General features: G+C 73.1%; 13 protein-coding genes and 3 pseudogenes. 6 read left to right on the forward strand and 10 right to left on the reverse strand.

Going from position 1 to position 12,143, the window contains the following annotated elements; genetic code table 11:
- Positions 1-561: pseudogene (locus ABZ885_RS26350) on the forward strand (hypothetical protein); the annotation flags it as partial.
- Positions 562-1,054: 493 nt separating this feature from the next.
- On the forward strand, positions 1,055-1,636 hold the full coding sequence (locus ABZ885_RS26355; protein ID WP_360193389.1) for a S1 RNA-binding domain-containing protein: 582 nt from the start codon (positions 1,055-1,057) through the stop codon (positions 1,634-1,636).
- On the opposite strand, the pseudogene ABZ885_RS26360 reads toward ABZ885_RS26355, so the two are convergent.
- The 6 genes and pseudogenes from ABZ885_RS26360 to ABZ885_RS26385 form a co-directional block, all read right to left on the reverse strand.
- Positions 1,617-2,163: pseudogene (locus ABZ885_RS26360) on the reverse strand (transposase). The gene ABZ885_RS26355 and the pseudogene ABZ885_RS26360 sit on opposite strands and share 20 nt — an antisense overlap.
- A gap of 52 nt (positions 2,164-2,215) precedes the next feature.
- On the reverse strand, positions 2,216-2,422 hold the full coding sequence (locus ABZ885_RS26365) for a hypothetical protein (RefSeq protein ID WP_360193392.1): 207 nt from the start codon (positions 2,420-2,422) through the stop codon (positions 2,216-2,218).
- Between the two features lie 177 nt (positions 2,423-2,599).
- Positions 2,600-2,884 (reverse strand): hypothetical protein, encoded by a 285-nt coding sequence (locus ABZ885_RS26370; RefSeq protein ID WP_360193395.1) that lies wholly within the window; start codon positions 2,882-2,884, stop codon positions 2,600-2,602.
- Positions 2,885-3,200: 316 nt separating this feature from the next.
- Positions 3,201-3,467 carry a metal-sensitive transcriptional regulator gene (locus ABZ885_RS26375; protein WP_360193398.1) on the reverse strand — a complete coding sequence of 89 codons (267 nt, stop codon included), beginning with the start codon at positions 3,465-3,467 and terminating at the stop codon, positions 3,201-3,203.
- Positions 3,468-3,552: 85 nt separating this feature from the next.
- Positions 3,553-4,872: a deoxyribodipyrimidine photo-lyase gene (locus tag ABZ885_RS26380; RefSeq protein WP_360193401.1), complete on the reverse strand. Its 1,320-nt coding sequence runs from the start codon at positions 4,870-4,872 to the stop codon at positions 3,553-3,555.
- A gap of 163 nt (positions 4,873-5,035) precedes the next feature.
- Positions 5,036-6,004: a MerR family transcriptional regulator gene (locus ABZ885_RS26385; protein ID WP_360193425.1), complete on the reverse strand. Its 969-nt coding sequence runs from the start codon at positions 6,002-6,004 to the stop codon at positions 5,036-5,038.
- Between the two features lie 681 nt (positions 6,005-6,685).
- Between ABZ885_RS26385 and ABZ885_RS26390 the strand changes: the two genes are divergently transcribed.
- Positions 6,686-7,486: a hypothetical protein gene (locus tag ABZ885_RS26390; RefSeq protein WP_360193404.1), complete on the forward strand. Its 801-nt coding sequence runs from the start codon at positions 6,686-6,688 to the stop codon at positions 7,484-7,486.
- A 36-nt stretch (positions 7,487-7,522) separates the two neighbouring features.
- On the opposite strand, the gene ABZ885_RS26395 is transcribed toward ABZ885_RS26390, so the two are convergent.
- Positions 7,523-8,053: a hypothetical protein gene (locus tag ABZ885_RS26395; RefSeq protein ID WP_360193407.1), complete on the reverse strand. Its 531-nt coding sequence runs from the start codon at positions 8,051-8,053 to the stop codon at positions 7,523-7,525.
- A gap of 261 nt (positions 8,054-8,314) precedes the next feature.
- On the opposite strand from ABZ885_RS26395, the gene ABZ885_RS26400 reads away from it, so the two are divergent.
- From ABZ885_RS26400 to ABZ885_RS26410, 3 genes are read left to right on the forward strand one after another with little or no spacing between them, the layout of a single operon-like run.
- On the forward strand, positions 8,315-9,355 hold the full coding sequence (locus ABZ885_RS26400; protein ID WP_360193410.1) for a zinc-dependent alcohol dehydrogenase family protein: 1,041 nt from the start codon (positions 8,315-8,317) through the stop codon (positions 9,353-9,355).
- A gap of 59 nt (positions 9,356-9,414) precedes the next feature.
- On the forward strand, positions 9,415-10,017 hold the full coding sequence (locus ABZ885_RS26405) for a hypothetical protein (RefSeq protein WP_360193413.1): 603 nt from the start codon (positions 9,415-9,417) through the stop codon (positions 10,015-10,017).
- 14 nt (positions 10,018-10,031) lie between these two features.
- A complete protein-coding gene (locus tag ABZ885_RS26410) occupies positions 10,032-11,330 on the forward strand; it encodes a SpoIIE family protein phosphatase (RefSeq protein ID WP_360193416.1) in 1,299 nt (432 codons plus the stop codon).
- Positions 11,331-11,376: 46 nt separating this feature from the next.
- On the opposite strand, the gene ABZ885_RS26415 is transcribed toward ABZ885_RS26410, so the two are convergent.
- The 3 genes and pseudogenes from ABZ885_RS26415 to ABZ885_RS26425 all read right to left on the reverse strand — a co-directional run.
- A complete protein-coding gene (locus tag ABZ885_RS26415) occupies positions 11,377-11,724 on the reverse strand; it encodes a BON domain-containing protein (RefSeq protein ID WP_360193419.1) in 348 nt (115 codons plus the stop codon).
- 27 nt (positions 11,725-11,751) lie between these two features.
- Positions 11,752-11,919 (reverse strand): BON domain-containing protein, encoded by a 168-nt coding sequence (locus ABZ885_RS26420; RefSeq protein ID WP_360193422.1) that lies wholly within the window; start codon positions 11,917-11,919, stop codon positions 11,752-11,754.
- Positions 11,907-12,143: pseudogene (locus tag ABZ885_RS26425) on the reverse strand (hypothetical protein); the annotation flags it as partial. The gene ABZ885_RS26420 and the pseudogene ABZ885_RS26425, both read right to left, overlap by 13 nt.

Consider the following 12,143-nt stretch of genomic DNA (forward strand, 5'->3'; position numbering starts at 1 on the left):
TGGGCTTTGGCCAAGGTCAACCGAGAGGCCGGCATCACCCGGCTCACCCGGTTCGCCAACGACGCCGCCCTGGACGACACCGCCCGCGTGCGGGCGTCCTGGGCCCTGGCCAAAGTGGACAGGCTCCGCGAAGCTGCAATCGGCCGGCTCACCCTGCTCGTCAACGACACCACCCTCGACGACACCGCCCGTGTGGATGCGGCCTGGGCTTTGGCCAAGGTCAACCGAGAGGCCGGCATCACCCGGCTCACCCGGTTCGCCAACGACGCCGCCCTGGACGACACCGCCCGCGTGCGGGCAGCTGACGCTTTGGCCAAGGTCGACCGAGAGGCCGGCATCGCCTGGCTCACCCAACTCGCCAACGACACTGATCTCGGCGGCATCGCCCGCGTGTGGGCAGCCGAAGCCTTGGCCGAGGTGGACCGGGAAGCCGGCATCATCGAGTTCACCCATCTTGCCGACGACCTCACCCTGAGCGACTTCGCCCGCACACGTGCGGTCCGTGCCCTGGCCAAGCTTCTCGGCGGCCGCAACAAACCATGCAAAGATGCAGCTAATTGACGTGACGCTGCTGGAGCTCGGCATTCGGCTACCTGTAATCATTACCCAGACAGTCTGGGTGGCCAGTCCACGGCCGGCCACGGCCCACGCCCCCGGCACCGACACGGCGTCGAACACTGCCCGGACCAGCGGCTCGTCAGGGTGAACTGTCCCGGATTGCCTGACGTGCTCGTTGTGGTGGCTGTATTCCGGTGGTGTGTGAGGTATGCAGATGGGGGCGGGCCGGCCGCGGGACGGCCGCGCCGGGAGACGGTCCGGATCACCGTCTTCGGTCAGCCAGCAGAGGATGTCCGGCCCTGAGGTGACTGCCCAGGCAAGGGGTGCCCCGGATCGACGTCGAGCGCGGCCCTGCCCCCTCCATTTCCCAGCCGTAGCGCACGTCCGCGGTCTCCTCGGCCAGGTCACCAGGGTTCCACTAGGAGCTGTCCGGCCGATCACGCGGTGAACCACTGAACCTGGCCGTGGCGGGGCGGCCACGTGCCATGATCAGGGTGTGAGCGAGTATTCCTGGCCTTGGGAGAACGAGAAGTACTCGGCTTCCGGCACTGCCTCGGCCTGGACCGCGAGCGTCCTTGCCCTGCCTCTAGGAACCCTGATCACCGGTGAGGTGATCGGCCGGCAGCCCTTCGGATCCTTCATCGCCATCGACGGTCACCCCGATGCTCTCGGGTTGGCCCGAGTCAACCTGAAGCCCAGATGTCTGAAGCTGCCGACGTTGGGGCAGCGCGTTGTTGGCGAGGTCTTCTATCACGAGGAGCATGTCCGTCAGGTGGGCATCATGCTCAGCGAGTGGGGCCAGCACAAGGATCTGCTGCCCTCGTTCGCTGAACGCGTCGGTCAGGTCGTCATCGGGCACGTCGCGAAGATCGCGCCGATTGGAGTGTTCGTTGACCTCGCCGACTGTGTCGCTGGGCTAGTTCCGCTCGCGGAATTCCCTGAACCGGCCACAGAGGCTGTAAAGGATCTGCATGAGGGCCAGGAGGTCTCTGTGCAGATCGTCTCCGTCGACCTTGAACGGCAGCGGATCCTCCTGTCGTATGAGAGCCCCCTGCAGCTCATCCGCGGAGCCAGATGACCACGGCCGCAACGGTGACAGTTCCGAGGAAGACATAGCCGCGCTTGTCGTATCGGGTCGCTACCGCTCGGGCATTCTTCAGCTTGTTGATGGCCCGTTCGACGGTATTGCGCTTCTTAATACCGATCACCGTCGAAGCCCGGTGGCCGCCCGCCGCGCGATCCCTTGCGCAGGCGGGCGGCCTGGCTGTCGGCCTTCTCCGGGATCGTGGGCCGGATGCCGCGCCGCCGCAGGTACTCGCGACAGGGACCGTTGCTGTAAGCCTTGTCGGCCGCGACGCTGTCGGGCCTCTTGCGAGGCCTGCCCAACCCGAGCCGGGGGACCCGGATCTTCTCCAGCACCGGAACGAACTGGGTGCAGTCCGCCCGCTGCCCCGGTGTGACCCCGGTCCGCACCCGGTGCAAGATCCCGTTGATCACCTGCCGATGATCACGCCACCGCCCGCACCGACCGTTGCTCACCGGCAGGAGCGGCCGGAGCCGCTCCCACTCAGCGTCCGACAGATCACCGCGTTCACCCCGCCCCATACCTGGGGAACGAGCAGATCGCGCGACAGTCACATGATCGGCCGGACAGCTCCTAGATGGCTTCCGTAGGAACGGGAACCAGAATGCTGGCCTCACCGGTGATCGATCCGCCGCCGTGGACGGACATAAAGGCCTGGTAATCAGCAGGGAAGCGAACGTTCCAGGTCGCTTCGGCAACTGCCCCGTCCACCGGCTCGTCGACACCGTGCTCTGCCGACATGATCTGAGCGAGCGCTGCGACACCCGAGTTCTCCACCACTGCGGTCCTCTCCTGTGGATTATCCGAGCCAACGTAGCGGCCCGGTCCGACAGTGAAGCCCAGTGCGAGACACTACCCGTTGTGGCTGCGGGCGCACCCATGCGCCAATTCACGGCCTTCCGTCAGCGTTCCCGAATTGCCACTCAACGTTGTCCACGCCGACAGTCCATTCAGGCGCTAACCAGCGGCCGCCACGGGGCCGGCCGTGACCTGGGGTGGGTTGGGGAGGAGTGACGCGAGGTTCTCCCGTACGAAGTCCGCCGCCTTCGCGATCGACTCCTCGGCGCCGGCCCGGTCCTCGTAGACGCTGGTGGAGACCATCACGCCATTCCCGGCGTCGATCCAGTAGTAGGCCACGAACCCGGGGACCTGACGCAGGAGAGGGACGAACCCCTCGGCCACGCGGCGTCCCGCCTCGACGGGATCGGTCACGCCTTCGTACCGCCGTACTGTTGCGTACACGCTGCTCTCCTTCCGGGTCCCGAGGTCATCGTGCTCGATGGCATGCCTCCGCCGGTCGCGTGTCGTTCTGCTGTCGCCCACGACTCGTCCGGAGGGCACTCGACAGCCGTACCGGTGGTCCGCATTCCGCTGTGACGGCCGAGCCGGCCGAGTCCGCCGAGGTGCCGGAGCGCGCTGCGGTAGTGGACGCCGATCCCGGCGTCCACTTGGCCATTCTTCTCCTCTTTCGGCGTGACGGCGACGCCGGGCCCGATGGGAAGGCCCATCGGAGCCACGGGTGAGCGGCACGGGCGCAGCGGCACCCGGGGCACGAGCGTCAGGCGAGGGCGAGGAACAGCTTCTCGAGCTCCGCCTCGGACATCGGCGGGGCCTCGCCGTCGGCGGTGGCCATGCACTGGCGCATGCCGCTGGCCACGATCTTGAATCCGGCCCGGTCGAGGGCCCGGGAGACGGCGGCGAGCTGGGTCACGACGTCCTTGCAGTCGCGGCCCGCCTCGATCATCGCGATCACGCCGGCCAGCTGACCCTGGGCCCGGCGCAGGCGGTTGAGCACCGCGCCCACCGAGTCGTCGTCCACCTGCATGACCGCACCTCCAGAGTGTCGCTGTCCGGTTCAGTGTACCCCTCGGGGTATATCCGACCGTGGGCGCCGACCCTGCGGGCCGGGATCAGTCCAGGGCCCGGGCGTGACGCATGCGGGCGGAGAGGTCCTCCGGGGCGACGAGCGGGGACGGGTAGTCGGGGGCGAGCAGCCAGGGGCGGTGGACGGCCGGTCCGGGCAGGTGGGCGAGTTCGGGCACCCAGCGGCGCACGTAGTCCCCGTCCGGGTCGTAGCGGTCGGCCTGGCGCAACGGGTTGAGCACCCGGTTGGGCCGGGTATCGGTGCCGGTGCCGGCGACCCACTGCCAGTTGAGCTGGTTGTTGGCCACGTCGCCGTCGACCAGCAGGGACAGGAAGTGGTCGGCCCCGATCCGCCAGTCCAGGTACAGGGACTTGGCGAGGAAGCTCGCCGTCAGCAGCCTGGCGCGGTTGTGCATCCAGCCCTCGTGGGCGAGTTGGCGCATGCCGGCGTCGACGATCGGGTAGCCGGTGCGGCCCTGCCGCCAGGCCTCGGCCTCGCGCTCGTCGCGGTGCCACTGGTCGTCCCTGGCGCGGTAGTCGCGGCGGGCGGCGTCGGGCCGGGCGGCGAGGACCTGGTGGTGGAAGTCCCGCCAGGCGAGCTGGCGGACGAACGCCTGCGCCCCCTCGCCGTCGTGCCGCAGGGCACCGGCGACGAGTTCGGTCGGGGAGAGACACCCGAAGTGCAGGTACGGGGAGAGCCGGGACGTCGCGTCGCCGGCCAGGTCGTCGTGCACGTCGGCGTACGCGTCGACGTCCCAGCGCCGCCACCGTGCCCGGGCGGCCGTCTCGCCTCCGGGGGGCAGGGCCGGCGAGTCCGGGTCGCCGATGACCAGGGTGTCGCTGCCGATGCCGTCCGGCGTGTGGAGCACCCGGGGCGCGCCCAGCACGGTGCGGTGGGGCGTCTGCTGCCAGGCGCGGTGGTAGGGGGTGAACACCGCGTAGTGGTCGCGGCCGGCCGGGGTGATCCGGCCGGGTGGGACCACCGTCACGGAGGCGTCGTGGACGTGCAGGCGGTCGCCGAGGGCGGCGTGCAGCCGTTCCTCGCGCCGGTGGGCGAAGGCGGTCACCCCGGCGGCGACGTGCACGGTGGTGGCGCCGGTCTCGGCGGCGACGCGGGCCGTCTGCTCGGCGGTGTCCCCCCGGCGCACGGTCAGCCGGGAGCCGATACGGCGCAGCGAGGCGTCCAGGTCGGTGAGGCAGTCGGCCAGGAAGGCCAGCCGGTTGGGGGCGGCGAAGCCGGCCGCCTCGACGGCGGGGTCGACGACGAACAAGGGGACGACCTGGTCGGCGGCGGTGCGGGCGGCGTGCAGGACGGGGTTGTCGTGCAGGCGCAGGTCCTGGGTGAACAGGGCGATCGATACGGTCACAGGTGGTGCCTCGCAGGCGGTGCGGTCGGGGTTGCTCGGGTCGTGCGGGTCTTCGGGGTCTTCCGGGTGTTTCGGGTCTGGCGGGCCTGTTGGGTTGTCGCAGGTCGGCAGGGTTGTCGCAGGTCGGCGCGGGGGGGGGTGGCGGGAGTCCGCCGGTGCGGGCTCACTCCGTGGCGGCGTGCTCCACGAGGTCCAGCGCGCTTTCGAGGGTGCGGGGGCTGGCCGTGCCGTCCAGGTGCTGGAAGCGGCTCCAGCCGGGCCCGGCGGGCAGGACGAGCGGCCCGCCGCGGGAGCCGCGCGGCCCCCACACGGTGCCGGTCACCTGTCGCACCAGGCTCGGGTCCGCGGTCTGCGGGATCTGGGACCACAGCATCACGGCGACCGGACCGGTCCGCTGCACGGCGTCCAGCAGTGCCCGGGGCGGTACCGCCTGGCCCAGCATGCGGAACGGGAGGCCGCGGTCGGTCAGCCCCGCGGCGAGGACCTCCAGGGGAAGGGTGTGCAGTTCGCCCGGCATCGCGGCGAGCAGGACCGGCGGGACCGGCCGCAGGAGGACGGGGCGCACGGCCTCGGTGCACAGCACGCTGGACACGTGCCACGAGAGCAGGTGCTCGACCTCGACGTACTGCTCGCCGGCCGAAGCCCACTTCCGTCCGGCGGCCCGGAGCGCGGGCATCATCACCTCCGTCCAGGCCGCGACCACGCCGAGCGCGGCGACGGCCTCCCGCAGGATCCTGGCGACCTCGCGCGAGTCCAGACGGACCGCGGCCCGCGCCAACCCCCGGCATTCGGGACGGACCGTCCCGACCTGCAGGGCACGGCTGCCGCCGGGGCGACGGCCGGTTGCGGCATCCGGGTACGGCTCGTCCAGGTCCTCCGCGCGCATCGGAAACGGTTCCGGCGGCTGCCCCGTGCCGCTCCGGGTGGCCAGCACCGCCCTGGCGGCCTCGGCCGGCGGGACACCGCGGGCCGTCAGGCGGCACATGGCCTCCAGGACGGCGATGTCGTCGGGGCTCCAGCGGCGGTGGTGGCCGGCTCGGCGGTTCGAGGGACCGAGGCCGTAGCGACGCTCCCACGACCGGACGGTGGTCGGGGAGACGCCGAGACGCCGGGCCACGGCTCCGGTGGGCAGGCCCGGGTCACGCGAGTCCGGATCACGCGGGTCCGGGTCACGTAGGCCCGGGTCATTGGGGTCCGGGTCACGCAGGTCCGGCGGGGTCTGCGGCTGCCCGCCGTACGGCGGCACCGTCGTTCCCTGCCCGGTCACGGGAACCGCCGCGCCGCGGTGCGGACGATGAAACCCATCGGGATCTCCTCAAGGAGTACGGTCGGGCGGTGCGGCGGACCGGCGCGGCAGCGTCACGTCACATGATCCCCGCCGGGGACCACGGCACCGTGACGGGTGCTCGCCGGGTACGGCACCACGCCCCGAATGTGCAGCGATTCATCCAGGCAACAACACTCGCATCGTTTGTGCAGCGTTGCGTCGTTCCTGCCGCCGCCATACCCGTCCCGCCCCCGCCGCACCCGGGCGGGCCGGGCAGGCGGGAAGCGGGTATGAAGGACCCGAGGGCGACGACGACCGCCCTCGCAGGCAGCCCACACCGAACGCCGCTACGGGCTGGTGACGTACCCACAGGAGAGTGACGCAGTGGTGGAACCCGATGAGTACGGCGGGCCGGACACGGACGGGCGCGACGACCTGCCGGAGGCCTGGGACGCGGCCGGGTGGGACGACGACGCCGACGCGGACGAGTGGCGGCGCTGATCACCGATGGCCACCCCTCGCCGGTCCGACGGTGCCCATGCCGGAATGACCCCGGTGGCGGTGCCGCGCGAGCCCGGTCCGCCCCGCGGCACCGCAGCGCAGCTCCTCACCGCCGAGCTGCTGCGGCGCTTCCCGCTGCGGGTCGGCGCGCACGTACGGCTGACCGCGGCGCCGGACGCCCTGCGGGTACCGCTCGTCGCCGACCTGCTGGGCCGCGCCTCCGAACTCCTCGGCGGGCAGACGCTGGTCGCCTTCATCGGCCCCGGTCGTGACGACGACCGTTGGGCCGGCTTCCTGCAGCGCGTGAGCGTCATCGACGTCCACCCGCCGGTGGCCTACGGCAGCGTGCAGCAGGTCGCCGAGGAGGTCGGCAGACCGGCCGCCGTCCAGGTGGCCGACGACACCGCAGCGCTCACGGCCGGGGCCACGGGCACGGAAACCCGGATCCTGGTCGCGCCTGTCCTCCGGGCGGACGCGGACACGGACACATCCGCGGGCCGGGCGGACCACCCCGGCCCGGGCGAGCCGCTCGCCGTACGGCTGGCACTGCTCAGCCGGAAGTACGACCAGCCGGTGGCACTCGCGGACACCGCCGTCGACGCCGCCCGGCGGACCCTGGCCCGCTGGCGCGCCGCCATGGCCGCCTGGGCCGAGGAGCCGTCAGCCGCCCTGCCGCCCACCACACTCCACCGGGCCCGGACGGCCATGGCCGACCTCGACACCCCGGCGCTCCTCGCCCTCCTCGCCAGGACCGAGACGGACGGCACTCCGGGCGGCGCGAAGTTCGAGACCTTCGCCTACCTCGACCGCGTGCTCGGAGTCGGCCTCGCCACCGATCTCCGCTGACCAGCTGATCAGCGAATCAGCAGCCCTCGGTGCCGGTCACCCTCCTCCGCCCGGCCGACCGGCCCGCCCCGCCGTCGAACTCACCTCCTCGTACAGCTCGCGCAGCCGGTTGCCCGGCGCGCCGAGCCCGTTGATCCGCTGCCGGGCCTCCTCCGTCCGCCCGTCGGGATGCGAGGTGAACGCGAAGTTGGCGCTCTGGCGCAGCATCCACTGGTGGTAGAGCACCAGCCGGAGGGCCCGTTCCCTGAGCAGCGCCACGTCGCCGTCGGCCGGCAGGGCGCGCAACCGCGCCGCGATGTGCAGGTAGTGGACGGCCTGCCGCCCGGCCGTCCGGGCCACCACGCCCGGCACCGGCCCCGGCTCGCCGCACCCGGCGATCGTCAGGTCCGCCACCGTCTGCTCCCCCACGGCGTCCGCGAGCACCTCGGCCAGGGCGTGGAGCTGCGCCGGACGGTCCGGGCGGGACGGCGGGCGCCGGGCGCCGGACCGGTGCACGACGCGCGCCACGGCCGACAGCACTCCCCGGCGGTTGCCACCGCCGATCAGAGGATTCGGGGCCTGCGCCATGGTTCCTCCCGGCCGGCTCGACCAGGGACCGCCGGCGCCTCGACGCGGTCCGGGTGAGCCGCGTCGCCGGCACGAAGGTCGTGCCCTCCCTGTCGTGCCCTCCCATTGTGCGCCGCGTCCGGCGTGGCCGCGGGGTGCCGGAGGTCCTCGTCCGCCGCCTTGCGCGCTGATGCGCGGCCGCCCAGTCGGGACGATCCTGGGAACACGGGCGCGACGACGGCGGCGGGAGCCGGGGGGACCTGCCGTGGGCAGGAGGTCGCAGTGGACGCGGCAGGACCGGTACCGGGAGAGACCGGGGCGTGGGTGGTGGCACACCCGGGTCCGGTCGGCACCGCGCGCCCGGGACCGCTGGTGTGGGAGCAGCGGCTGCTGCCCGAGCCCGGGCCCCGGGAGATCCTGGTCGAGGTGGAGGCGTGCGGGGTGTGCCGTACCGACCTGCACCTGGCGGAAGGGGACCTCGCCCCCAGGGCCGCGCGGTGCACGCCGGGGCACGAGGCGGTCGGACGCGTGCGGGCGGCCGGCTCCGCGGTCGGGGAGTTCGCGGTCGGGGACCGGGCCGGGGTCGCGTGGCTGGCCGGGACCTGCGGCAGCTGCGCCTACTGCCGGACCGGGCGGGAGAATCTCTGCCCGGATTCGCGCTACACCGGCTGGGACCGGCACGGCGGCTACGCCGGGCACCTGACCGCCGACGCCCGTTTCGCCTACCGGCTGCCGGAGGACCCGCCCGCCGAGGAGCTCGCCCCGCTGCTGTGCGCCGGGATCATCGGCTACCGGGCCCTGGAGCGGGCCGAACTGCCACCGGGCGGTCTCCTGGGCATCTACGGCTTCGGCGCGTCCGCGCACCTGACCGCCCAGCTCGCCCTCGCCCGCGGGGCACGGGTGGCCGTGTTCACCCGGGGGGCCGGGGCCCGGCACCTGGCGCTGGAGCTCGGTGCCGGTTTCGCCGGCGATTCGTACGACCCGCCGCCGCAGCCGCTGGACTCCGCCATCCTCTTCGCCCCGGCCGGCGAGCTGGTGCCGGCCGCCCTGGCGGCGCTGGACCGCGGCGGAACGCTCGCGGTGGCCGGCATCCACCTCAGCGACATCCCGGCGCTCGACTACCAGCGGCACCTCTTCCAGGAGCGCACGCTGCGCAGCGTCACCGCCAACACGCGGGCCGACGGACGGGCGTTCCTGGCGGAGGCGGCCAGGACCCGCCCGGAGGTGCGGGTGTGCCGCTACCCGCTGCGGGAGGCGGACACGGCGCTGGCGGACCTCGCGGCGGACCGGGTGACGGGGGTGGCGGTCCTGGTAGCGGGGTAGTCGGGGGCGGGCCGCCTCCGGCACGGCGCGCCCGTCACGGTCGGACAGGAGGCCGCATCATGACCACGCACCCGGGATGCACACCGGGCGGAGCGGACCCGCTCCGGAGGACCGCCGGAGCGGACCCGTTCCGGAGGACCTGCGACCGCGTCCAGTGCTGGCTCGGCCGTGTCCTGCTGGCCCTCGTGGTCGTGGGCCTGCCGGTGGCCTCGGCGGCCGCCGGGATCCAGGCCTACCGGGCGCAGCTGCACGCCGGGCAGGCCCAGTCCGCCACCCGCCACGCCGTCACCGCACAGCTGACGTCCGACGTCGGGGGCACCTCGCCGCCGGACGGCTCGAAGGTCCCGGCGACCGCCGCGTGGACGGCGTCGGACGGCACCCTCCGGACGACCACCGTCCGGGTGTGGCCCGGGGAGGAGGCCGGCACCTCCGTCCGGCTGTGGGTCGACTCCCGGGACCGGGTCGTCCCCGCGCCGGTCACCCACAGCCGGGCCGTCGCCGGCGGCTGGACCGCTGCCACGGCGGCCGCCGCCGCCGGCTCCGTCCTGGGCATGGCCGTCTGGAGGGGCACCGTCCGTCTGCTCGACCGCCACCGCTACGCGCAGTGGGACGCCGAATGGAGCCAGGTCGAACCATACTGGTCGAAACGGCTGCCGAACTGACCGGAGCGCGCAGCATGTCGCCACTGGAAGTGACCGCGGGGGCGCGAACGGGTACCGGCGTGCCGGAACCCGGGATCGACTACACGGCGGTGTTCCAGGCCGTCCCCAGCCCCATGCTGGTCATGACCCCGGATCTGGTCATGGTCGACGCCAACGAGGCGTACCTGAGGATCTCCGGCCGCAGCCGCGAGGATCTGGTCGGACGCAACGTCTTCGAGGTGTTCCCCGACAACCCCGCCGACCTGGAAGCCTCCGGCACCCGCAACCTGCGTGCCTCCCTGGAACGCGTTCTGGCCACCGGTCTGCGCGACAGCATGGCCCTGCAGAAGTACGACGTCGAGGCCCCGGGCCGTCCCGGTGAGTTCGAGGAACGCTACTGGAGCCCGGTCAACGCCCCCGTGATCGGGCCGGACGGCCGGGTCGTCCTCATCGTCCACCGTGTCGAGGAGGTCACCGCGCTCGTCCGCCAGCTCAAGGCCCACCACCCTTGGGAGAGGCCCGGCAGGGCGCTCACGCACGAGGAGCAGATGGCCGCCGACCTGCTCACCCGCGCCGAGGAGCTCCAGGAGGTCAACCAGCAGCTGCGCGAGGCCCACGCCCGCGAACGCCGGGTCGCCCTCAGCCTCCAGCAGGCCATGCTCCCCAGCATCCCCGAGGCCCGGAGCACCACCGCGGCCGTCCGCTACCTGCCCGCCGCCAGTGCCCTGAACGTCTGCGGCGACTGGTACGACCTCCACGACCTGACCCCGGAGCTGACCGCCGTCGCCGTCGGGGACGTCGTCGGCCACGGTCTGGAGGCCGCCGGTGTCATGGGCCAGCTCCACGCCGCGCTCAGCGCCGCGGTCCGCGCCACCCGGGATCCCGCCCGTGCGCTGGAGACCCTGGACCAGTACGCGGCCACCATCGACGGCGCCCTGGCCACCACCGCGGTCCAGACCCTCGTCGACCGCACGCGCCTCACCGTCCGCTACAGCAGCGCCGGCCACCCGCCGCCGGTCCTGGTCCACCCGGACGGCACCGCCGTCACCCTCGACGCCGCCACCGACCCGCCCCTCGGCAGCCGCCCCGAACCGGCCGCCCGCCCCGGGGCGGTCACCGCGTACCGCCCGGGCAGCGTCCTCACGCTCTACACGGACGGCCTGATCGAACGCCGCGGCGAGGACATCGACACCGGACTGCGCCGCCTCGTCGAGAGTCTCGTCCGCCACCGCAGCCTCGCCCCCGAGCACCTCGTCGACGCCGTCCTCGCCGACCTGGGAGAAGGCGAAGGCGCCGGCGGCGACGACACCGCGCTCGTCGTCGTCCGGCTGTGAGGGCGCCGGGCCGCCGGGGCGGGTGCGGGCACCGGTACCACCCCGGTCAGACCGGCGCGGTGAGCCGGAGCTCGACTCCCACCACTCCGGGCACGGACCGCACCAGTCGCTCCAGGACGGGTGCGGAAACGGCGTCGGGCAGGTCGCCGGACAGGGTGATCCGGCCGTTCTCGGACGCGACGCCGGTGTCCACCGCGGCGGCCGGGCCGAGCGTGGCGACCAGCTCGAAGCGGACCCGCTCGGCGAGCTCGCGGTCGTCGCCGGTAAGGACCGGGATCGCGCTGACCTGCCAGCGCTGCAGGGTCTCGGCGACCTCGCGGAAGTCCGCGTCGCGCCCGACGGCGACCACCGCGTGGGTCATGACGTCGCCGACGGTGCTCGGTGTGCTGGTCACGGTGCCTTCCTCCTCCGGAGGTCCTTGCTACGAAGCGGCGTGGTAGGCGCGGGGATGTTCGAGCCGGGGGCTGGTGTCGTCCTCGGTCCAGTCGAGCGTGTGGTGGACGGCGACCACGCCGTCGACGGCACGGCAGAGCCGTTCGGCGATCGGGATGAGGCTGCGGCGGGGCAGCCTTCCCTTCAGGGTGACCACGCCGTCGTGCCCCGGCCGCTGGCCGTGTCGGTGAAGAAGACGAACGGCTGGCCGGTCAGGTCGAGGCGCTCGGCGGCCTCGGCGACGGTCAGCTCCGGAACGGCGGCCGTGCTCACGGTCAGCCCGGGGACCCCCTCGCCGGTCTCGGCGCTGACCACCACCACCGTGACGCCGGGCGCGATGCCCTCGACGTCGGCACGGATGAACTCGGCGTCGTCCACCAG

Origin of the sequence: Kitasatospora sp. NPDC047058, assembly GCF_040643935.1 — a bacterium.
In the GTDB taxonomy this organism is placed as follows: Bacteria; Actinomycetota; Actinomycetes; order Streptomycetales; family Streptomycetaceae; genus Kitasatospora.

Bases quoted from the DNA above. Each gene is read 5' to 3' on its own strand.
- ABZ885_RS26375 (WP_360193398.1), bottom strand. From the start codon at position 3,467: ATGCAGGTGGACGACGACTCGGTGGGCGCGGTGCTCAACCGCCTGCGC.
- ABZ885_RS26395 (WP_360193407.1), bottom strand. From the start codon at position 8,053: ATGGCGCAGGCCCCGAATCCTCTGATCGGCGGTGGCAACCGCCGGGGA.
- ABZ885_RS26390 (WP_360193404.1), top strand. From the start codon at position 6,686: ATGACCCCGGTGGCGGTGCCGCGCGAGCCCGGTCCGCCCCGCGGCACC.
- ABZ885_RS26405 (WP_360193413.1), top strand. From the start codon at position 9,415: ATGACCACGCACCCGGGATGCACACCGGGCGGAGCGGACCCGCTCCGG.
- ABZ885_RS26410 (WP_360193416.1), top strand. From the start codon at position 10,032: ATGTCGCCACTGGAAGTGACCGCGGGGGCGCGAACGGGTACCGGCGTG.